The organism is Cellulomonas sp. McL0606, assembly GCF_058248365.1.
Genome location: NZ_CM177779.1, coordinates 187,560 through 207,569, shown reverse-complemented (window position 1 = coordinate 207,569; position 20,010 = coordinate 187,560). Strand labels below are relative to the sequence as shown.

The 20,010-nt window shown below is 72.5% G+C and carries 18 protein-coding genes and 1 tRNA gene; 3 read left to right on the top strand and 16 right to left on the bottom strand.

Going from position 1 to position 20,010, the window contains the following annotated elements; genetic code table 11:
- Positions 1-138: 138 nt before the first annotated feature.
- From AC38ZX_RS01120 to AC38ZX_RS01070, 11 genes are all read right to left on the bottom strand, one after another.
- Positions 139-1,614 (bottom strand): RNB domain-containing ribonuclease, encoded by a 1,476-nt coding sequence (locus AC38ZX_RS01120; protein WP_491296021.1) that lies wholly within the window; start codon positions 1,612-1,614, stop codon positions 139-141.
- A 90-nt stretch (positions 1,615-1,704) separates the two neighbouring features.
- Positions 1,705-2,055 carry a DUF1214 domain-containing protein gene (locus AC38ZX_RS01115; RefSeq protein ID WP_491296020.1) on the bottom strand — a complete coding sequence of 117 codons (351 nt, stop codon included), beginning with the start codon at positions 2,053-2,055 and terminating at the stop codon, positions 1,705-1,707.
- On the bottom strand, positions 1,980-2,651 hold the full coding sequence (locus AC38ZX_RS01110; RefSeq protein WP_491296019.1) for a DUF1254 domain-containing protein: 672 nt from the start codon (positions 2,649-2,651) through the stop codon (positions 1,980-1,982). The genes AC38ZX_RS01115 and AC38ZX_RS01110 overlap by 76 nt, the downstream gene beginning before the upstream one ends.
- Before the next feature lie 146 nt (positions 2,652-2,797).
- Positions 2,798-2,892, bottom strand: a tRNA-Ser gene (locus AC38ZX_RS01105).
- 59 nt (positions 2,893-2,951) lie between these two features.
- A complete protein-coding gene (locus AC38ZX_RS01100; RefSeq protein ID WP_491296018.1) occupies positions 2,952-4,166 on the bottom strand; it encodes a DUF2252 domain-containing protein in 1,215 nt (404 codons plus the stop codon).
- A complete protein-coding gene (locus AC38ZX_RS01095; RefSeq protein WP_491296017.1) occupies positions 4,124-4,435 on the bottom strand; it encodes a hypothetical protein in 312 nt (103 codons plus the stop codon). Before AC38ZX_RS01095 ends, AC38ZX_RS01100 begins: the two co-directional genes overlap by 43 nt.
- 45 nt (positions 4,436-4,480) lie before the next feature.
- Positions 4,481-5,182, bottom strand: a complete 702-nt coding sequence (locus AC38ZX_RS01090; RefSeq protein ID WP_491296016.1) for a type II toxin-antitoxin system VapC family toxin — start codon at positions 5,180-5,182, stop codon at positions 4,481-4,483.
- Positions 5,183-5,284: 102 nt separating this feature from the next.
- On the bottom strand, positions 5,285-5,896 hold the full coding sequence (locus AC38ZX_RS01085) for a GTP-binding protein (protein WP_426594047.1): 612 nt from the start codon (positions 5,894-5,896) through the stop codon (positions 5,285-5,287).
- The gene (locus tag AC38ZX_RS01080; RefSeq protein WP_491296015.1) at positions 5,877-6,254 is read right to left on the bottom strand and encodes a DUF742 domain-containing protein; all 378 of its coding nucleotides are present in this window, start codon (positions 6,252-6,254) and stop codon (positions 5,877-5,879) included. The genes AC38ZX_RS01085 and AC38ZX_RS01080 overlap by 20 nt, the downstream gene beginning before the upstream one ends.
- Positions 6,255-6,273: 19 nt before the next feature.
- A complete protein-coding gene (locus AC38ZX_RS01075) occupies positions 6,274-6,723 on the bottom strand; it encodes a roadblock/LC7 domain-containing protein (RefSeq protein WP_028051268.1) in 450 nt (149 codons plus the stop codon).
- A gap of 256 nt (positions 6,724-6,979) precedes the next feature.
- Entirely contained in the window at positions 6,980-11,638 is a 4,659-nt protein-coding gene (locus AC38ZX_RS01070; RefSeq protein ID WP_491296014.1) for a HAMP domain-containing sensor histidine kinase, read from the bottom strand.
- Positions 11,639-11,927: 289 nt separating this feature from the next.
- On the opposite strand from AC38ZX_RS01070, the gene AC38ZX_RS01065 reads away from it, so the two are divergent.
- On the top strand, positions 11,928-12,908 hold the full coding sequence (locus AC38ZX_RS01065) for an NAD(P)H-quinone oxidoreductase (RefSeq protein WP_491296013.1): 981 nt from the start codon (positions 11,928-11,930) through the stop codon (positions 12,906-12,908).
- Positions 12,909-12,931: 23 nt separating this feature from the next.
- On the opposite strand, the gene AC38ZX_RS01060 is transcribed toward AC38ZX_RS01065, so the two are convergent.
- Entirely contained in the window at positions 12,932-14,161 is a 1,230-nt protein-coding gene (locus AC38ZX_RS01060; protein ID WP_491296012.1) for an AGE family epimerase/isomerase, read from the bottom strand.
- An 81-nt stretch (positions 14,162-14,242) separates the two neighbouring features.
- On the opposite strand from AC38ZX_RS01060, the gene AC38ZX_RS01055 reads away from it, so the two are divergent.
- Positions 14,243-14,761, top strand: a complete 519-nt coding sequence (locus tag AC38ZX_RS01055) for a bacterial proteasome activator family protein (protein ID WP_426594042.1) — start codon at positions 14,243-14,245, stop codon at positions 14,759-14,761.
- Between the two features lie 19 nt (positions 14,762-14,780).
- On the opposite strand, the gene AC38ZX_RS01050 is transcribed toward AC38ZX_RS01055, so the two are convergent.
- Genes AC38ZX_RS01050 through serS form a run of 3 tightly spaced genes read right to left on the bottom strand, consistent with a single transcriptional unit; the run spans position 14,781 to position 17,769 of the window.
- Positions 14,781-15,641, bottom strand: a complete 861-nt coding sequence (locus AC38ZX_RS01050; protein ID WP_491296011.1) for an EamA family transporter — start codon at positions 15,639-15,641, stop codon at positions 14,781-14,783.
- Between the two features lie 50 nt (positions 15,642-15,691).
- A complete protein-coding gene (locus tag AC38ZX_RS01045) occupies positions 15,692-16,489 on the bottom strand; it encodes an HAD family hydrolase (protein ID WP_426594040.1) in 798 nt (265 codons plus the stop codon).
- Positions 16,486-17,769: a serine--tRNA ligase gene (gene serS / locus AC38ZX_RS01040; protein ID WP_426594039.1), complete on the bottom strand. Its 1,284-nt coding sequence runs from the start codon at positions 17,767-17,769 to the stop codon at positions 16,486-16,488. The genes AC38ZX_RS01045 and serS overlap by 4 nt, the downstream gene beginning before the upstream one ends.
- A gap of 118 nt (positions 17,770-17,887) precedes the next feature.
- On the opposite strand from serS, the gene AC38ZX_RS01035 reads away from it, so the two are divergent.
- On the top strand, positions 17,888-19,030 hold the full coding sequence (locus tag AC38ZX_RS01035) for a diacylglycerol/lipid kinase family protein (protein ID WP_426594038.1): 1,143 nt from the start codon (positions 17,888-17,890) through the stop codon (positions 19,028-19,030).
- Here AC38ZX_RS01035 and pheA read toward each other — a convergent pair.
- Positions 19,027-19,986, bottom strand: a complete 960-nt coding sequence (gene pheA / locus AC38ZX_RS01030) for a prephenate dehydratase (RefSeq protein ID WP_491296010.1) — start codon at positions 19,984-19,986, stop codon at positions 19,027-19,029. The two genes, AC38ZX_RS01035 and pheA, sit on opposite strands and share 4 nt — an antisense overlap.
- Between the last annotated feature and the right edge of the window lie 24 nt (positions 19,987-20,010).

The following is a 20,010-nucleotide window of genomic DNA, read 5'->3' as shown; positions in this document are numbered from 1 at the left end:
GCGCAGCTCGGTGATCTGCTTGGCCAGCCGCGGTCACCGTCGGCCCGAGCGGCCTTGGCCGCGGCATCGCGGTGCTCGATGAAGACACCGGGCGGGCCGCCGTAGAAGCTCGTCGGCGACGTCGTCGAGGCTCGGACATCACGGCGCCCCGCGTGGAGTAGGAGGCTGAGCCACCTCGAACCGGACGGTGCGGGTGGCGACGTCGGCCGCGACGACCCGGACGCGGACGTCGGTGCCGAGCGGCAGGTCGACGCCCTCGATGCGGCCGCGGACCGCGGGGTCGCGCAGCTGCACCACGCCGGCGTCGCGGTCGGCGCGGACGTCGACGATCGCACCCTCGAAGACCTCCCCGACGCGCGCCGTGAGCAGGGCCGCCTCGACCAGGTCGATGCAACCGCGCTCGTACTCGCCCGCGTGCTTGTCGCCCGACGCCATGAGACCCGGCAGCTCCTCGAGCGCGTCGCGCGCCCACGCCGGGACCGGCGTCCCCGCGCTCAGCGCCACGCAGACCTCGCCGACGAACCGGTCGACCAGGCGCCGCAGGGGGGCCGTCGCGTGGGCGTAGGGGGCGGCGATCGCTGCGTGCATCGTGTAGCTGGGGACCTCGCCGTCGAACGCGACGTACGCGGCGCCGCGCAGGAGGCTGGTCGCCTCGGTCAGCAGGGCCGCGTGGGCGGGGTTCGACGCGTCCAGGTGGCGGATCACGTCGCCCGGGGTCGCGCGGGCCGGCCAGGCGACGCCCAGCGCGTGCGCGGACCGCTGGAGGCGTTCGACGTCGCGCGGGTCCGCCGCCGGGAGCGTGCGCAGGACGCCGATGCGGCCGTCGATCATCAGCTGTGCCGCGCACATGCCCGTGAGCAGGGAGATCTGCGCGTTCCACTCCTCGACCGGCAGGGTCGCGCGGCTGCCGAGCGTCCAGGTGCCGTCGGGCTGCTGCTCGACCACCTGCTCCGGGGTGGGCAGCGTGATGCCGCCGCGATCGACCTCCGCCGCCTCGCGCAGGAGCCCGACCACCTTCAGCAGCCGCAGCGTCTCGCCGGCCGTGCCGTCGTCGATCGACCGCTGAGCGCCGCTGTACGTGAGCTGCGCGCGACTCTGTACCCGCCTGCGCTGGACGCGCGTGCGCGTCGGGGCGCCGTGCTCGTCCAGGTCGATCGTCCACAGCAGCGCGGGGCACGTCTGCCCGGGCAGCAGGCTCGCCCTGCCCTCGCTCAGCTCGGGCGGGTGCAGCGGGGTCCGCCCGTCGGGCGCGTACAACGTCTCCACCCGCACCCGTGCCTCGTCGTCGATCGCCCCGCCCGGCACCACCCACGCGGCGACGTCGGCGATGGCGTAGTGGACGCGGTACCCCGCGCCCGCACGTTCGATGTGCACCGCCTGGTCGAGGTCCATCGACCCTTCGGGGTCGATCGTGACGAAGGGGATGTCGGTGGCGTCGTCGCCGTCCGGGTGGGGCCGCGCCGCTCTCGCCTCTGCCGTCACGGCCGCGGGGAAGCCCACGGGGATGTCCAGCTCGTGGCGCAGCGCCGCGAGACCCTGGCGGACCAGCCCGTCGACGGCGGGGCCGTCGGGGAGCGTCTGGCCCGGTTGCAGCTGGACGTGGCGTCGGGGCACATCGAGAGCGTAGGCCGGGCCGTCGGTCCTTGCTGTCCATCCCGCGTGCGAGCGAGATCCGACCGCCGACGGCCCGGCGCGCGATCCTCCCTAACGTGCCGATCGGATGGTGGGGAAGGTCCACTCACGAGAGATCGCCTCCGCCCGCGGGAGGTAGAGCCGCACCATGTAGTTCCAGTGCTCGGGCGTGGGGATGGTGTTCGGCTCGTCGCCGTCGCCGAAGCGCACGGTGATCGAGCCGTCGGCGCCCGGTTCGGCCGTCACGCTGTTCACGCTGACGATCCCCTGGGGATCCGGCTCCATGAAGCCCTCGGCGTTGTAGACGGTGACGGACCAGAAGGCGTCGACGGGAACGTCCCTCGCCGTCAGCTGTACCGTCCGACCGGCAGCCCAGGGTCGACGTTGAGGTACATCGCTTCTCGCTCCGGGAAGCCGCCCCACGCAGCGGCTGCGCCGAGGAGGTGCCGGACGGGATCGACCTCGTCGGGCATCCCGAAGGCGCCCCGAAAGTCACCGAGACCACGCGACAGTGCGAGAAGGTGCTCACGGGTCGATGCGAACGACGTCGGGTCGTACGACGTGTGCACGAACGCCCGAGCGGAACCGGCCTCGAAGGTGAAGCGGTCCTGGAGGGCGTTGACCTCGGCGACGTCCGCGGGGTCGGCCGGATCGACCAGGATCCGGACCCCGACCATCGCGAACGGCGAGCCGATGTCGTCCTGGGAGAGCTCGTGCACCCCGGCGTCGTGGAGGATGTGCGGCACGTAGTGGTCCTGGTTGATGACCATGACCGACGCGTACCGCCCCCCGGTGTCGGGAACCGTGATGGGCGCTCCCGCCGACACGTCCGCGATCGTCGCGCTGTAGAGCGTGTCGCGGTTCTGACGAATGATCGGCTGGTGGTCCAGGGGCGTCGGCGTCCGGTTGACCAGCCACTGGTTGGTGCCGCCGGTGTCGTGAAGGACGAAGTCGAACATGCGGTCGGACTCCGCCCGCACGAAGTTGTCGACACCTACGGGGACGAGATCGTTCGCCATGGCCTACCTCTTCGAGCAACCGGTGGGAGACGGTGTCATCCCAGCACGGCACGGTCGGGCGCGCCCGGTGGATCAGGGCCCGGGCCGATCGAGGTCCGGTCGTCGCCCTCGCGCGGCCGAGCACGGCGACCGGCCGAGAGGCCGGTTGGCGGAGGGCGTGGGATTCGAACCCACGAGAACGGGGTTGTCCCGCTCCAACGGTTTTCAAGACCGTCTCTTTCGGCCGCTCAGACAGCCCTCCCGCGCGACCGGGGCCCGTCGGGGCGGTCGCAGCGCGCACGAGTCTCCCACAGGCGCCCGTCAGACTCCGTGGATCGCCTCCAGCCGGCCCGTCGCGATGGCATCCAGCAGCAGCGCGTGGTCCTGCTCGGTCCGGTCGCCGTACTCGGCGGCGAAGGTGGCGAACGCCTCGTCGGCGGTCTTCGAGCTGCCCAGGTAGGCCGCGATCGCGACGCGGTCACCGGAACGGGCGTGCGCCCGGGCCAGGGTCCACGCGCACAGCTCGGCGTAGCGGGACATCCCGTCGGGCACCATCGTCTCGATCGTCGCGGAACCCTTCCAGTCCCGCAGCTGACGGATGTAGAAGTCGCGCTCGACACCGTCGATCCCGCGCGTGCGCTGCCAGCCGAGCATCGTGTCGCTCGCCGCCTGCATGAGCCGCTGGCCCTCCACCACGCGCTGGCCGGCCTGGGTGTACTCGCTGTGGCCGAGGAACTGCTCGAGCACGGAGGCCTGCGCCTCCTTGGCCTGCAGCATCAGCAGGTCGTTGTCGTCGACCCCGCGCAGCAGCAGGATCCAGGCGCGCGTCCCGACGCTGCCCACGCCGACGACCTTGCGCGCCATGTCGATGAGCTCGTACTGCTCGAGCAGGTGGCGGCGGTCCGGCTGCAGCGTCACCCGATAGGCGTGCACGAGCTCGATCAGACGCTCCGCGAAGTCGGTCGCCCCCTCCGCGCCGAGCATCTCCTCGAGGGTGGTGACCAGCGGTGGGTCGGAGACGAGCCGGCGTTCACCGTCGATGATCGCCGTGAGCTTGTTCACCGACTGCAGGTGGTCGCGGGTACGCGCCTTGGCGATCGTCGACTCGGTCCGCTTGGCCTGTGCCTTGCCGAGCTGCGAGACGTACTCGCCCATGAACTCGTCGACGTCGACCCGGGCGTACCAGACCTCGAGCTCGGTCTTCGTCGCGAAGCCACGCATGGCCTCGCGGTACGCACGCGCCGTGCGGACGATCATCGTGCGGCGGTCCTTGCGCGGGATCCCGTTGCCCCGCGCGGCCACCTCGATGGACGCGAGGAGCCGCTTGACGTCCCACTCGAACGGACCGGGCAGCGTCTCGTCGAAGTCGTTCAGGTCGAAGAGCATCCGACGCTCGGGGGTCCCGTACAGGCCGAAGTTCGACATGTGTGCGTCGCCGCACAGCTGCACCGTCAGCCCGCTGTTCGGGGTCGATGCCAGGTCCGAAGCCATGATCAGTGCCGCACCGCGCAGGAACGCGAACGCTGAGGTCGCCATGCGGCCGTACCGCAGCGGGACAGCTCGGGGACGCGCGACGTGCCCTGACTGACCAGCAGGTCGATCGGGTGGGGGCGCCGCTCGCCGCCACCAGCGAGCGCGAGCGAGCTGCGGGGGGTCAGCACGCGCGCCGCCGCGCCCCGGGCCTTGCGCTCGTCGCGGGTCAGGTGCTCGACGTGGTCGGCCGCTCGGCGTCGCGACGGGCTGAGCGGTGCCGCCACGCGCACCGCAGTGGAGTCGAGATGCTGGGGTTCCTGCGCTGCGGCCATAGGGGCAACCTAGGCGCGAAAGAGCACGTCAGGGAAGTGCCGCGCTCAGTCGTCCTGCTCCCACCAGAACGGCGCCATCCCGGGTGAGACCACCCGGAGGCCGTGCAGCGCCGCGACCCGGGCGAGCTGCGTGTCGTACGTGGCCACGGCGACGACCCCCGGGTACGACAGTGCGGCGCCGATGTGCAGCGCGGTGAAGGGCGGGAGCACCCCGGAGACCTTCGTCGCCGCGCGCAGCGTCTGGTCCGAGAACCGCACCACGGTGACGCGCGCCTCGACGTCGCGGGCGACACCACGGGCCTCCACACCCGTCGGGAGCGCGAGTCGACGCAGCTCCGTCAGGCCGAGCGGCGTGGTGAGCAGCTCGGCCTCGTGGTCCTTGGCCCAGGCCAGCCACTCGTCGTGGCTCGTCGACCCCGCGACGAACTGCACGAGCGCGGAGCCGTCCGCGTAGACGCGCGGGACGGGGGCGGCCGCGGGCGCGGCGGGGGCTCGTGGCGCCCGTCCGCCGGCGGGGGCCCGGCGCGGGGTGCCGGTCACGACGGGGCCCGCGTCCGGCTCGTCGTCGAGGGCGGGACGAGGGTCGGCCAGCACGGCTGCCGCGTCGGGTGCGGTCGCGGGGTGGGGTGCGGTCTCGGCGTCGGGCGTCCGTCCGTGCTCGTCCGCCGCCTCGCGGGGCTGCGGGAGCAGCCCGGCCTCGTCGTCGCCACCACCGGAGCGGGGCGAGGGGACGGGGGCGGACGGCATCGTCACATGATTCCCTACTCCGCGCCCGAACATCGATGCCCGAGCGGCCGCGGCCGACCCCCCTGCAGGGGCCGGCCGCAGTCGTGGTGGAACCTCAGCGGTTCACCGGCCGCGCAGACGCTCCATCGCGAGCTGCACCAGCGAGATCAGGGCCTGCTTCGTGGCCGCACGCGACCGGGCGTCCGTGTAGAGCACCGGCACGTGCGCCGGGATCGCCAGGGCGTCACGGACGTCGTCGAGCTGGTGCTTGGCGACGCCGTCGAAGCAGTTCACGCCGACGACGAACGGGATGCCGCGGCTCTCGAAGTAGTCGACGGCCGGGAAGCACTGGTCGAGCCGGTCGGTGTCGACCAGGACGACGGCACCGATGGCGCCGCGGACCAGGTCGTCCCACATGAACAGGAACCGGTCCTGGCCAGGGGTGCCGAACAGGTAGAGCCAGAGCGAGCCCGGCAGGGCGATGCGACCGAAGTCCATCGCCACCGTCGTGGTGGTCTTGCGGTCCGACACACCGCCGGCGTCGTCGACGCCGACCGAGTGCTCGGTCATCGCGGCCTCGGTGTTGAGGGGCTCGATGTCCGAGATCGAACCGATGAACGTCGTCTTGCCGACGGCGAAACCGCCCGCTACGACGATCTTGACGACTGTGGGTGCGACGCTTCCTGCCGTGCCCGCCGGAGCGGCCACAGCGGCGTCAGAGGGCGGAAATGCCATTGAGAACACTCTCCAGCACGCTGAGGGACAGGGCAGGGGACTCACCGGTGTTGACCTCGACCGGCTGAGAGGTGTGCACGCGCACGTATTGCTGCTCCGCGAGGTCGGACACGAGGATCCGGATCACGCCCAGCGGAAGGTGGAGCAGGGCCGACAGCTCGGCGACCGAGATGTAGTTCGACGCTGCGTGCTGCAGGATCGCCCGCTTCTCGGGCGGCAGACCCTGGCTGGCGACTGCGCCAGGCATCGCCTCGACCAGTGCCTCGAGAGGCAGGTCGGAGCGCGCCGAACGCACGCGGCCACCGGTCACGGCGTAGGGCCGGACCGTTCTGGCCTCGTACTCGATGTGCTCGCTCATCGTCGCCGGATCCGTCGGCTCAGGCCACGGGAGCGCGCGTGGCGCCGTCGACGGGGAGCTGGCCGCGCATCTCGGAGATGAGCTGCGGGGTGAGCGTCGCTTCGGTGCGGGAGACGAGCATCGCCATCTCGTAGCCGATGAGTCCCACGTCGCAGGACGACTCGGCGACCACGGCGAGGACGGAGCCGTTCGAGACGCTCATGAGGAAGAGGAACAAGTTGTCCATCTCGATGATCGCCTGACGCACCTCCCCCGCACGAAGCTGGCGCGCTGCGCCACGGGTAAGGCTCGACATCCCGGAGACGATGGCCGCGAGCTGGTCGCCGCTGGTGCGGTCGAGCTGCTCGGACATCGCCATGAGAAGACCGTCCGCAGACACCACGAGTGTGTGGCGAGTGCCGGGCACGGTCCGGACGAAGTTGTCCAGGAGCCAGCCGAAGTTGGCTGCCTCGGTGCTGAGCGCGGTCACACTTCCTCCTTGCTGGTGCAGTCGATGACTGCGGGGTCGGACGTCACCAGGGCGGGGACGACGGTTGAGGGGTTCGGGTCTGTCATCAGCTCGCGCCATTCTGGCTGGAGGGGTCGTCCGAGGCCTGGCGGCCACGGCTGGTCCCGGACTGGAAAGCTCGACAGCCGCGAGCGGAGCTGGTCCGCGTCACGCTGCACGGGCTTCCCTTCGTCCTCGGCGATCGTCGACGCCGGGACAGCTTGGGCGACACGCTTGGTCAGTCGCTCGGCGGAGCCACCCGATGCCGACGGCCGGTAGGCCGAGAAGCTGGGAGAAGCTCGGAGAGCGCCTGCTCCTGGATGTCCGAGCGGAGCGCGAGCATCGCGGCCACCTCGTCGTCCAGCGTGCCGACCCGCGGTGCGACCGACGGCGGCAGCGCAGGCTGCGGGACCGTCGAGTGCGGAGCGGGGTTGGGGCGGGAGTTCCAGTCCGGCCGCGACCAGGAGCCGGCCGAGGGGTGCTCGGGGGCGGCCGGGGCGACGGGCGCGGGGAGGACGGGCGCCGGGGCGGCGGCCTCCGGGAACCCGGTCTGGACCGGGGCCGGGGAGGACCACTGGTTGGTGGACGCCATCCAGGACTGCGGCTCGGGCTGCGCGGCCGGGGCCTCCGCCGTCCAGGCCGAGGTGCGGACCGGGGCGGCCTGGCTCGCGGGGGGCTCGTAGGCGACGGGTGCGACCGCGACGGGCGCGACCTGGGCCGCAGTCTCCTGGTCGGCCTTCTTGCGGCCGAACAGACCCCAGCGCCGGCGGCCCTTCGCGTCCTCGGTGGCAGCCGGCTGGACCAGCTCGCCGAACGTCGCCTGCGGAGCCGGGGCGGCTGCGGCGGCCATCGCCTCGGGTGCCCAGGCGGGCGCCTCGGCGACGACCGGAGCCTCGGCCTGTGCGGCCGGAACCGGCTCCTGGTCGAACGACGGTGTGTACGGCTGCTCGTAGGTCGGCGCGAACGAGGACGGCTCGAACGCCTGCTCCTCGGCCGACATCGTCTCGGCGGAGACCGCATCCTGCGCCTGGATCGGCGTGAACAGCTGGGTCGGCTGCTCGACCTCCGGGTGCGCCTCCGCGAACGTCGGCCAGGCCGGTGCGTCCTGCTCGGGTGCCGCCCAGATGGGCAGCGTCTCGGCGACCGCGGTCTCGGCGACGGGCGCCTCGGCTGTCGCGGCCTCGGGGGCCCAGGCAGGCTCCGCGACCTCGGCGACGGCCTCCGCAGCCGTCGGCTGCGGTTCGACGACGGGCGCGCCAGCGTCAGCCCATGAGGGCGCCGGCCAGGCGGCGTCGGTCGAGACCTCGGCAACCGGCTCGACGACGGGCTGAGGCACGATCGGCATCGCGCCGGTGTGCCAGGCTCGCGCCTCGTCGAGAGTCCGCTCGAACGGCACGTAGGCCGTGGGCACCTCGGCGGCCGGAGCCGCCCAGCCGGCGTAGCCGCTGTCGCTGGTGAAGGTCTGGACGGGCGCGACCTCAGCAACCGGCGCGACCTCAGCGACGGGCTCGACCTCGGCGACCGGCTCGACCTCGGCGACGGGCTCGACCTCGGCGACCGGCACGATCTCCGTGACCGGCTCGACCTCGGCGACGGGCTCGACCTCCGCAACGGGCTCGACCTCGGCGACGGGCACGATCTCCGCGACGGCGGGCGCCGCGCTCTCAGGAGCGGAGATCGGCTCCCAGGCGGCCGACTCGGCGACGGCCAGGTCCCAGGCCTGCGTGTCGACGACGGGCGCCTCCCAGGCCGGAACGTCCTCGGACGTCGCGTCGGCGGTGGGCCGGACCTCGAGCGCCGCAGGAGCGACCCCGTCGGTCACCGGCTCGGCAGCGGGCACGTCCCACGCGGGCGTCGGCTCCCAGACCGGCTCGTCCACGGCCTCGGCAGCGGGCACGTCCCACGCGGGCGTCGGCTCCCAGACCGGCTCGTCCACGGCCTCGGCAGCGGGCACGTCCCACGCGGGCGTCGGCTCCCAGACCGGCTCGTCCACGGCCTCGGCAGCGGGCACGTCCCACGCGGGCGTCGGCTCCCAGACCGGCTCCTCGGCGGCGGCGGCCTCAGGAGAGACAGGCGCCTCCTCGGCGTCGGCGGCGTCGGTTTCAGCGGCGTCGGCAGGGACATCGGCCTCGGCGGCAGGAGCCGCCCAGCTCGAGGCGTCCTCGGCGGTGGGCGCCTCCCAGGCGGCGGGCGCCTCCCACGTCGGGGCGTCCACGGCCTCGGCGGCCGGGGCCTCCCACGCGGGCGTCGGCTCCCAGACGGGTGCGTCCTGCGCGCTCGGGGGGGCCCAGGAGGGGTCCGGCTCGAAGACCGCGACGTCGTCGCCCTGCTCGAGCTGCTCGGCGAGCACGATCTCGGCCGCGGCCTCCATCGAGGCGGCCTCGCGGTCGTCGGCCTGCTGCGTCTCCCAGGAGTCGTCGTCCTCGTCGGCGAGCGTCGGGATGACCATCGGCTCGACGGGAGCCGCGTGGGCACCGGACGACATCCACGGCGCGCGGACGTTCGACGTCGAGCGCTCCTCGGTCCCGTCGGCCTCGGCGATCTGCTCCGGGGTGCGACCACGGAAGCCGGAGAACAGACCGGCACGCGCTGCCGGCGCCGGAGCGGCCGACGCGTTGGCCGTCGTCGCGGGCTCCTCGGGAGTCGCCCACGCCGGCGTCGAGGCGCGGCTGCGGCTCGGGAGGCCGCCGCCCGCCGGCGCTGAGGTCGGCGGGTTCCACTCGGAGCCCAGTGCGGCCGCGGAGATCTCGGCGGCGATGTGGCCGTCGGGGGCCTCGGGCAGAACGAGGTTGTCCTCGTCGAAGGTCTTCTTCGAGCGCGACGGCAGCGTCTGGGACGGCTCGAGCTGCGTGACCGGGATCGGCCCGTCCTCGTGCGCGGGGTCGTCGTCGCGGCTGCGGCGCTTGGGCAGGCCGAGCGACGTCTGACCGTCGGTCAGTGCCGCGAGGTCGACCTGCTCGACGAGCGGGGCCTCGATCTGGGGCAGACCCGGGTCGACGCGCGGTGCGGCCAGCGCCGCGGGGGCGCCGTTGCCGTACGGCGAGGCCTCGGTGGCGACGAACAGCGTGGCCGGGAAGCGCACGATCGTCTCGGTGCCCGTGCCGTGGGCGGCCTTGAGGAGCTTGACGTCAGCGCCGAGGCGCTGCGCGATGCGGCCGACGACGAAGAGGCCGAGGCGCTGGTTGCCCAGCGAGTCGCTCGCCGACGTGGACGTGATCTTGGTGTTCGCGGCGTCGAGCTCGACCTCGCTCATGCCCAGGCCGTGGTCGAGGATGCGCACGATGACGTACTGGCCCGAGACACCGGTGGTGACCGTGACGGGCGTCTCCGGCTCGGAGAAGATCGTGGCGTTCTCGAGCAGCTCGGCGAGCATGTGCGCGGCACCGAGGGCGTTGAAGCCGTGCATGTGCGGGTCGACCTGCAGGTCGAGCTCGATGCGGTCGTACTGCTCGATCTCGGAGGAGGCGGTACGCACGACGTCGGACAGCGGCATCGCGTCGCGCAGACGTCGGCCGGTGTCGATGCCGGCGAGCACGAGGAGCGACTCCGCGTTACGGCGCATGCGGGTGGCGAGGTGGTCGAGTCGGAAGAGGTTGGCCAGCGTGCTGGGGTCCTCCTCGGCGCGCTCGAGGGAGTCGATGAACGACAGCTGCCGGTTCAGCAGGACCTGGTCGCGGCGGGCCACGTTGACGAACATCTCTGCGATCGAGCCACGCAGCGCGGCCTGCTCCTGGGCGACCTGCACGGTCGTCTGGTTGACCGCGTTGAAGGCCTGGGCCAGCTGGCCGACCTCGTCACGGGAGGTCACCGGGATGGGCGCCAGGGTGATCTCGGGACCCTCACCGGGGACGGCCACCTGCTCGACGAGCCGCGGCAGCTGCTCGCGGACGTCACCGGCGGCGACGGTCAGGCGGCGCAGCGGGACGACGATGGCTCGGGCGACGAGCAGCGCGAAGAACAAGGACGCGACTGCGGCGGCGATGGCGATGGCGATGGTGGTGAGGGCCTGGCTGCGCGCGTCGCTGGCGGCGTTGGCGGCGACGACCGTCGCCTTGCTCAGAGCCTTCTTCTGCAGCGTGTCCAGCATCACCAGCTGAGCGTTGATGTCCCCCGCGAACTGCACAGGGTCGACGTGGCTGAAGGAGAGCTGCTCGCCGGTCGCGAGCTCGGTCCGGTCGTTCGAGAACGCCGCCGAGGGGTCACCGAACGGCATCACCAGGTCCTTCTGGCCAAGCCTGTGGACAGCCGTACGAGCCTTCAACCGGTCGACCTCGGTCGCAGCCGCGTTGTTCGCGTAGGTCTGAGCGTCGATGTGAGGCGTCGAGGCTCGGGGCAGGTTGAGACCACCGATGAGCTCGACGACAAGGTCGTTCGACGTGTTGCCGAGATTGTTGATGGCGGTCAGGTAGTCGGCAGCGTCACGGTTCTGCAGGACGTCGGAGAAGACCTGGCCGACCGCCATCTGCGCGTCGATGGCCGACTGGTAGGAGGCCTCCTGCGTCCTGGGCTGGTCCGACAACGTGCGGGCGTACTTGGTGTTGTTCGAGCCGTTGGCCAGCGCGTCGTCCAGCGCGGTGGCGACCGCTGCCGGGAACATGCTTTCGTCGACGCCGGCCACGGTCCGCGCCCACTGGCCGTATGCAGCGTCGGTGGTTGCCTGGGCTGCCTTGTAGTCGTCGTCGGACGCACCGGTCAGTGCCGCGATCCGCTCGGCCATGAGCGCATCGGTGAAGTCGATCAGCTGGTGGCCCGAGCTGATGGCGACCTTGGACGCGGCCGCATACCGGTAGTCGTTGACGGCGCTGAGCGAGATGTACACGCCCGCACCGAACAGGGCGAGCATGGGGACGGCAAGGACAGCCATCACTTTGGCGCGGATGCCGAGCCGTCGCAGCATGTCGTTCCTTTCCGTCTTCCGACAACGGGTGTTGCCACCAGGTCGATCCGGTCGAGCGTCTGTCGACCCACGAGGAGTCCCGTTCGCTGTCATCGGCTGCTGGACGCCGGACCATTAGCCCGCGGCCAGAGTTTGCCATGGACGTCACCCGCTGGGATACGAGGACTTGCTCCCGAACTGCGGGTCACCTGTGCTAACGGGGGTGTCGTGCACGGTTCGAGATGACGATCGGAACCTACCGGCGGCTACGTCGAAGTGCGGGGAGGTTGCAGCGAGTTAGTGTGCCGTCGTGCGCGCGGTCGTGATCACGGAAGCCGGGGGCCCGGAGGTCCTGGCCGTCCGCGACGTGCCCGAGCCCGAACCCGGACCGAACGACCTGACGGTCGAGGTCGCAGCGGCCGGTGTCAACCGTGCGGACCTCCTCCAGCGTCTCGGACAGTACCCCCCGCCCCCGGGCGCACCCTCCTGGCCGGGCCTCGAGGTCTCCGGGCGGGTGGTCGAGGTGGGCGCCGGCGTGGCTGGGGACGGCTGGCGCGTGGGCGACCGGGTCGCCGCCCTGCTGCCCGGGGGCGGGTACGCCGAACGCGTCGCCGTGCCCGCGGGGCTGGCGCTGCCGATTCCCGACGAGCTCGCGACGATCGACGCGGCGGCGCTCCCCGAGGGCGTCGCGACCGTCTGGTCCAACCTCCGGGCGGCTCGGCTCTCGCCCGGCGAGACGCTGCTGGTGCGCGGAGGTTCCGGCGGCATCGGGTCGCTGGCCGTCCAGATCGCCCACGCCCTGGGCACGCGGGTCCTGGCGACGGCCGGGGGGCCAGAGCGCACCGCGCGGCTCGGGGCGTTGGGGGCCGCGTCCTCGTTCGACCATCGGCTGCCTGGGCTTCCCGACCGTGTTCTCTCCGCCACCGACGGGCTCGGCGTCGACGTCATCCTCGACGTGCTGGGCGCGGGCGGCCTCGCCGAGAACCTCGGGATGCTCGCCGTCGACGGTCGCCTGGTCGTCATCGGCCTGCAGCAGGGTCGGCGCGGCGAGATCGACCTCTCCGTACTGATGGCCAAGCGCGCGGCCGTCCTGGGCACGATGCTGCGGTCGCGACCCCTCGAGGAGAAGGTCGCGATCCTCGACGGCGTCCGGCGGCACGTCTGGCCGTTCGTCGAGGACGGCACCGTGCACCCCGTCGTGCACGCCCGTCTCCCCTTCGACCAGGCGCCCGAGGCCCACCGCCTGCTCGAGTCCGGCGAGGCCTTCGGCAAGGTCCTCCTGATCCCCTGACCGCGTGCCGGAGCGCGGCGAGGTCAGTCCAGGAGACCTGCCGCGAGCGCCGGGACGATCATCGGGGTCAGCGGCAGGCGTGGGATGAGCGTCGCCTGGACCGCGTGGTAGAGGTCGGCCTTTCCGGCCCAGACCGTCCGCGACACCTCGTTCGTCGTGCCCAGCTCGTGCCACCACGAGCCGCCGACGCGGTCGAGGTGGTGCGCGCCGATGTACTCCCACCACGTGGTGTACGCGTCGTCGAACCGCTGCTCGCCCGTCGCCGCGTGCAGCGCGGCTGCGGCCCCGACCGCCTCGGCGGCGACCCAGTGCATGCGCTCGCGCACGACCGGCTTGCCTGACCAGTCGACCGTGTAGACGAATCCGGGCGCACCGTCGACGTCCCAGCCCTCCGCGACGGCGGTGTCGAAGAGTGCCGTCGCATCGGTGAGCATCCAGGCGGGGGCGACGTCACCCCGCGCCGTGAGGGCCGCGCGGGCGTGCAGCGTGAGCCGGGACCACTCCAACCAGTGGCCGATCGTGGCGCCGTAGGGGCGGAACGGGTGCGCGGGCTCGTCGATGTTGTAGGCGAGGTCGGGGTTCCACCTGGCATCGAAATGCTCCGGGATGCGCCACCGGTTGCCGGCCGCGAACCCGTGCACCACGGTCGAGATGATGCGCACCGCGCGGTCGAGCCAGGGGCGGTCGCCCGTGACGTCGGCCGCGGCCAGGTACGCCTCGACGGTGTGCATGTTGGCGTTGACGCCCCGGTAGTCGTCGAGAACGGAGAACGCGCGGTCCCACTGCTCGACCGACATGCCTGCCTCGTGGTCCCAGAAGTACCGCGACGAGACGGCCAGCGCCTCGTCGAGCAGCTCCCTGGCGCCGGGGCGGCCGGCGGCGGTCGCCGACGACGTCGCCAGGATGACGAAGGCGTGCGGGTAGGCGGCCTTGGCGGGGTCGACCGGCGTGCCGTCCCGTGCGACCTCGGCGAACCAGCCGCCGTGCTCGTCGTCGTGGAAGGCGCCGCGCAGCGCGTCGAGCCCGTGGTCGACGATCGCCGACGAACCCGCCCGCCCGAGCAGGTGCCCGATGGCGTACACGTGCGTCATCCGGCACGCGATCCACAGCTCCAGCGGCCCGTCGACGGGCTCACCCGTCTCGTCCTGCCGGGCGAAGCCGCCGGGGACGACGCTGCGTCGTCCGAAGTCGAGGAGCCGGTCGGTCTCACCTTCGAGCCACCGGGCATGGGCAGGGGTAGTCAGCCAGGCCATGGACGTCACCCTAACGAGAATGGAGGAATGGTTCCGACGTGACCAGTGGGCGGATCGGGCGCCGTCGGACACAATGCCCAGATGAGCGAGAGCGAGCCCCAGGTCCCCCGCGTCGTGGTCGTGCAGTCGTCCGACGCGCCTGAGACCGAGGCGGAGGCCGAGGACATCTCGTCGCTCGTCGAGCAGCCGGCCAAGGTCATGCGGATCGGCACGATGATCAAGCAGCTTCTCGACGAGGTCCGCAGCGCCCCGCTCGACGACGCCGCGCGCCTGCGGCTGGCCGAGATCCACGAACGGTCGCTGCACGAGCTCGAGGAGGGCCTGTCGCCGGAGCTGGTCGCGGAGCTGCACCGCATCACGCTGCCGTTCGTCGAGGACCAGGCGCCCTCCGACGCCGAGCTGCGGATCGCCCAGGCCCAGCTGGTCGGCTGGCTCGAGGGACTGTTCCACGGCATCCAGACCGCGCTCGTCGTGCAGCAGATGGGCAACCAGGTCCAGATGGGTGGTCCACGCCGCGCGCTCCCGCCCGGTCCGCCGCACCCGGGCATGGCCATCACGACCGACGACGACCCCCAGCGCTCGACGGGCCAGTACCTGTAGAACTTCCGGTCGAACGACGTCAGGCGGGGGGTGGGACGTCGTCGGTCTCGCTGTCCAGGCCGGTCAGCACGATGGCGCCCGTGATGAGCAGGAGACCCACGAGATCCAGCCCGTGGGGGACCTGCTGCAGGGCGACCGCGCCGACGAGGGCCGCCATGGCCGGCAGCATCGCCAGCAGGACCGCGAACGTCGCCGCCCGTACGCGCCGCAGCACCACCTGCTCGATCGCGTACGGCACCACCGACGAGCACACCGCGATCACGACGACGAGCACCGCCAGGCGGCCGTCGTGCAGCACGGGCGCCGCGCCGGAGGACAGGAACGGCGCGAACACGACCGCACCGGCGGACATCGCGACCGCCAGACCCGTCACTCCCCCTGCGCGCCCGTGGGCGACCCGGCGACCGAGCAGGATGTAGGCCGCCCAGCACGCCGCCGCCAGGAAGATGGCGACCAGCCCCACGGCGGCCTCGGAGCCCGTCGTCAAGGAGACGCCGGCGAGCAGCACCACGCCGAGGGCCGCGATCCCGATGCCGGCGCGGTCGCGCCAGCCGTGCCCGGTGAACGCCGCGACGGCCACGGGACCCAGGAACTCGATGGCCACGGCGGTGCCGAGCGGCAGGTGGTCGATCGCGATGTAGAAGGTCACGTTCATCAGCGCCAGCACGATGCCGAACACGATCGCCGTGCGGAGCGCCGGCCAGGTCCACAACCCGCGCGTCCGCCACGGCCGCCGCCACAGCAGCAGGACGACCGCCGCGATGGTGACGCGCAGCCATGCGACGCTCGCCGGCGTCAGCGTGCCGAACACGCGCACGGCGACCGCGGCCCCGAGGTACTGCGTCAGCCCGGACAGGGCGAACAGCAGCGGGGCGGGCACCGGCCCAGGCTAGGTCAACCGGGCAGACCGATGCGGCCGGGCCGAGCGGGTCAGGCCCTCAGGCCGCGCAGGACGGCGAGCGCGCCGTCGTCCTCGATGCCGCCGGTGACCTCGTCGGCGGCCAGGCGGGTGGCCTCCGGGGCGTGCCCCATGGCGACCCCGCGGGCGGCCCAGCGGAGCATCTGCACGTCGTTGCTGCCGTCGCCGATGGCAACGGTGGCGTGCGGCTCGACGCCGAGGTCCCGGCGGATCTCCTCCAGGGCGCTCGCCTTGGAGACGCCGCCGGGCGTCAGGTCGAGCCACGCGCTCCAGCCGACGGCGTACTCGACCTCGTGCAGACCGACCCGGGCGACGACGGCGTGGAAGTCGTCGGGACTGCTGTTGGGGGCCCGGATGATCACGCGGGTCGCGGGGGTGTCGGCGAGGACGTCGAAGCTCACGCGCTCCAGCTCGCCGGACAGCTCACCCTCGGGGAAGTCGCCGGAGACGCGGAAGCCGACGCCGAGGTCCTCGACGGCGTAGAGCGCGTCGGGGAGCTCCATGACGATCGCGCGCAGGGCGGGACCGGGGTCGAAGGTCACCGTCCGCGTCACCTCGTAGCCGTGCTCGGCTGCCGGGTCGATCCGCGCCGTGACCGCCCCGTTGGAGCACACGACCCAACCGTCGTCCAGGCCGAGCTCGTTGGCCACGGGCACCGCGGAGTGCACGCCGCGGCCGGTGGCCAGCACGATGTGCACGCCCGCGTCGCGCAGCCGACCGACCTGCTCGACCACCCCGGCCGAGATGACCCCGTCGTAGGTCATCAGCGTGCCGTCGACGTCCAAGGCCAGCAGGTCGACCCGCGTCATCGGACGGGCTCCAGCACCTCGAGGCCTCCGAGGTACGGCCGCAGACCCACCGGGACGCGCACCGACCCGTCCGCGAGCTGGTGGTTCTCGAGCAGGGCGACCAACCAGCGCGTCGTGGCCAGCGTGCCGTTGAGCGTCGCGACGGGCCGCACGGACCCGTCGGCCGTGCGCTCGCGGACGCCGAGGCGCCGGGCCTGGAAGGTCGTGCAGTTGGAGGTCGAGGTGAGCTCGAGGAACCGTTGCTGGCTGGGCAGCCACGCCTCGCAGTCGAACTTGCGGGCGGCGCTCGAGCCCAGGTCGCCGGCCGCCGTGTCGATCACGCGGTAGGGAAGCTCGGCCAGCGCGAGCATCTCCTCCTCCCACGCGAGGATGCGGCGGTGCTCGTCGGCGGCGTCCTCGATCGTCGTGTAGCTGAAGGCCTCGACCTTGTGGAACTGGTGGACACGGATGATCCCGCGGGTGTCCTTGCCGTAGGAGCCGGCCTCGCGCCGGTAGCAGGCGGACCAGCCCGCGTACCGCTTGGGCCCCTGCGACAGGTCCAGGATCTCGCCCGAGTGGTAGCCCGCCAGGGCGACCTCGCTGGTCCCGACGAGGTACAGGTCGTCGGCCTCGAGGCGGTAGATCTCGTCCGCGTGGGCGCCGAGGAACCCGGTGCCGGCCATGATCTCGGGCTTGACCAGCGTCGGGGTGATCACCGGCGTGAACCCGGCGGCCAGGGCCTTGTCGACCGCCGCGTTCAGCAGCGCGAGCTCGAGCCGCGCGCCGATCCCGGTCAGGTAGTAGAACCGGGCCCCGGACACCTTGGCGCCGCGCACGGTGTCGATGGCCTGCAGGCCCTCGCCCAGCGACAGGTGGTCCTGGACCACGAAGTCGGTGCCGTACTCGGCGGTGAAGTCGCGTCCCTCGCCGACGTGCTTGAGCACGACGTAGTCGTTCTCACCACCCGCGGGGACGCCCTCCTCGACGACGTTGGAGATACGACGGCTGAGCTCGGTGGCCAGCTGGTCGGCGGCATCGGCGTCGGACTGCAGGGCCTTGACCTGCTCGGCCAGCTGCTTGCCGCGGGCCAGCAGCGCCTGCTTGTCGTCCCCGCTCGCCTGCGCGACCTGCTTGCCCAGGTTCTTCTGCTCGGCGCGCAGGGTCTCGAACTCGGTGAGCGCGGAGCGTCGGCGCGCGTCGGCGTCGAGCACCTGGTCGACCAGGTGGGGGTCGTCGCCACGCGCCGCCTGGCTCGCCCGGACGACGTCAGGATCCTCCCGTAGGAGCCGCAGATCGATCACCCCACGACCCTACCGACCGCACTCGAAGCCTCCGACCGCATTCCACGGCGCGGGTCGATCTGGGAGCGCGCTGGGTATGCGCTGATGCATTCCGGTGGCGGGGCCGTAGATTCTGCCCATGACGTGGGAGGCCTGGGTCGCGGTGAGCATCGGAGTCGCCGTGCTCTCGGCGGTGCTCCTGGTCGTCGCCCTGTGGCTGCGCAAGAAGGAGCTGCGCCGACGCATCGAGTCGCCCCGCAACCGTGCCGCACGGCGGGCCCTGCAGCTGGCCCGGGACGTCGAGGCGTCCGGCCAGCAGGTGGCCTTCGTCGCCAACCCGTCCAAGCCGGACGTGGACCGGCTGCGGGCGGCGATCGAGCGCTACACGCGCGAGCACAATCGCCCTGAGCCGCTCTGGTTCGAGACGACCGTCGCCGACCCCGGCATCGGGCAGGCGCGCAAGGCCGTGGCCGAGGGCGCCGACGTGGTGGTCGCGATCGGCGGCGACGGGACGGTGCGCGCGGTCGCGGAAGGTCTGGTCGGGACCGGCGTGCCGATGGGCCTCGTACCGCTCGGCACCGGAAACCTGCTCGCACGCAACCTCGACCTGCCGCTCAGCGACCCGATCGCCGCCATCCTCATCGCCCTCGACGGCCGCGACCGGACGATCGACGTCGGCTGGCTCAAGGTCATCACCTGGGAGTCGGAGGCGGACGGTGGCACCGCCGACCCCGAGACCGAGGCTCTGCGCGACTTCCTGTTCCTCGTCATCGCCGGGCTCGGCTTCGACGCCGCGATGGTGGCCGACACCGACGAGCAGCTCAAGCGCCGCGTCGGCTGGATCGCGTACTTCGTCGCCGGGTTCAAGCACCTGCACGGTCGTCGCACCCGCATGCACCTGGCGCTCGACGACCAGCCGATGCGGTCCGCCCGGCTGCGCAGCCTGCTGATCGGCAACTGCGGCAAGCTCCCCGGCGGCATCACCCTGCTGCCCGACGCGGTCCTCGACGACGGCTGGCTCGACATCGCGGCGATCGACACGCGCGCCGGGATCGCCGGCTGGGCGCAGCTGTGGGGCGAGGTGATGATGCAGGGCGTGGGTGTGCGGAACGACCTGCCGGCGAAGATCGGCCGCATCGACCACACACGCGCCCAGGAGGTGCGCCTGGCCGTCCAGGGCGGCGAGCACGTGCAGGTGGACGGCGACCTGGTGGGCCGCGTCGCCGAGCTCAGCGCGCGCGTCGACCCCGGGGCGCTCGTCGTGCGGGTGGCGTCCTTCTAGGTCGCGTCGCCGTCGCGGATCGACGTCAACCAGTTCCGCGCGCCGAGGAAGTCGTCGTCGGTCGTGCCCAGGTGGACGGTCGGCGCGACGCCGTCGGCCCGCGGGTACGAGCCGAGGTACAGCACGAACGGGCACCGGCGACGCAGCCCCATCACCGCCTCGCCCATGCGCTCGTCGGTGATGTGCCCGTCGGCGTCCATGGAGAACGAGTACCGGCCGAGGGCGTCGCCGATCGGCCGCGACTCGATCCGCGACAGGTTCACTCCGCGCGCCGCGAACTGCTCCAGCATCGCGAGCAGGGCGCCGGCCTCGTTGTCGGGCAGGTGCACCACGAGGGTCGTCTTGTCGGCGCCCGTGCGCGGCGGGACGGTCCCGGGCTTGCCGATGACGACGAACCGGGTCTGCGCGGACGGGTTGTCGGCGATGCCCTGCGCCAGCGAGACCAGGTTGTACAGGTCCACCGCGGCCGGTGGTACCAGGGCCGCGTCGAAGCTCAGCGGGGACTCCCCGGACGCGATCAGGGCCGCGGGAGCGGTGTTGGACGTCGCCGGGACGTGCACGCTGCCGGGCAGGTGGCTGGCCAGCCAGTGCCGGCACTGCACCCAGGCGTGCGGGTGCGCGGACACGCGGCGGACGTCGGCCAGCGTGACCCCGGGCGCGGCGGCGAGCGTGAACTGCACGGGCACGAGCACCTCGCGCAGGATCACCAGCGGCTTGCCGGCGACGAGGCTGTCGAGCGTGGCCGTCACCCCGCCCTCGACCGTGCTCTCGATCGCGACGACGGCGAAGTCCGCGGCGCCCGAGCGCACCGCGTCGATCGCGGAGGCGACGTCGGAGACCGGGAGGTCGACGCAGGCGTCGGCGGCGACCACCTGACGCAGCGCAGCCTCGGTGAACGTGCCCGCCGGCCCGAGGTAGGCATACCTCGGGAGCACGGTCAGCAGCGCGTCCGTCATGGCGTGCTCCTCCTGCGTCGATGT

Coding starts and splice junctions, on each gene's coding strand:
- AC38ZX_RS01070 (WP_491296014.1), bottom strand. CDS start 11,638: ATGCTGCGACGGCTCGGCATCCGCGCCAAAGTGATGGCTGTCCTTGCC.
- AC38ZX_RS01090 (WP_491296016.1), bottom strand. CDS start 5,182: ATGCCGTCCGCCCCCGTCCCCTCGCCCCGCTCCGGTGGTGGCGACGAC.
- AC38ZX_RS01055 (WP_426594042.1), top strand. CDS start 14,243: ATGAGCGAGAGCGAGCCCCAGGTCCCCCGCGTCGTGGTCGTGCAGTCG.
- AC38ZX_RS01035 (WP_426594038.1), top strand. CDS start 17,888: ATGACGTGGGAGGCCTGGGTCGCGGTGAGCATCGGAGTCGCCGTGCTC.
- AC38ZX_RS01100 (WP_491296018.1), bottom strand. CDS start 4,166: ATGGCGACCTCAGCGTTCGCGTTCCTGCGCGGTGCGGCACTGATCATG.
- AC38ZX_RS01095 (WP_491296017.1), bottom strand. CDS start 4,435: ATGGCCGCAGCGCAGGAACCCCAGCATCTCGACTCCACTGCGGTGCGC.
- pheA (WP_491296010.1), bottom strand. CDS start 19,986: ATGACGGACGCGCTGCTGACCGTGCTCCCGAGGTATGCCTACCTCGGG.
- AC38ZX_RS01060 (WP_491296012.1), bottom strand. CDS start 14,161: ATGGCCTGGCTGACTACCCCTGCCCATGCCCGGTGGCTCGAAGGTGAG.
- AC38ZX_RS01085 (WP_426594047.1), bottom strand. CDS start 5,896: ATGGCATTTCCGCCCTCTGACGCCGCTGTGGCCGCTCCGGCGGGCACG.
- AC38ZX_RS01080 (WP_491296015.1), bottom strand. CDS start 6,254: ATGAGCGAGCACATCGAGTACGAGGCCAGAACGGTCCGGCCCTACGCC.
- AC38ZX_RS01045 (WP_426594040.1), bottom strand. CDS start 16,489: ATGACGCGGGTCGACCTGCTGGCCTTGGACGTCGACGGCACGCTGATG.
- AC38ZX_RS01110 (WP_491296019.1), bottom strand. CDS start 2,651: ATGGCGAACGATCTCGTCCCCGTAGGTGTCGACAACTTCGTGCGGGCG.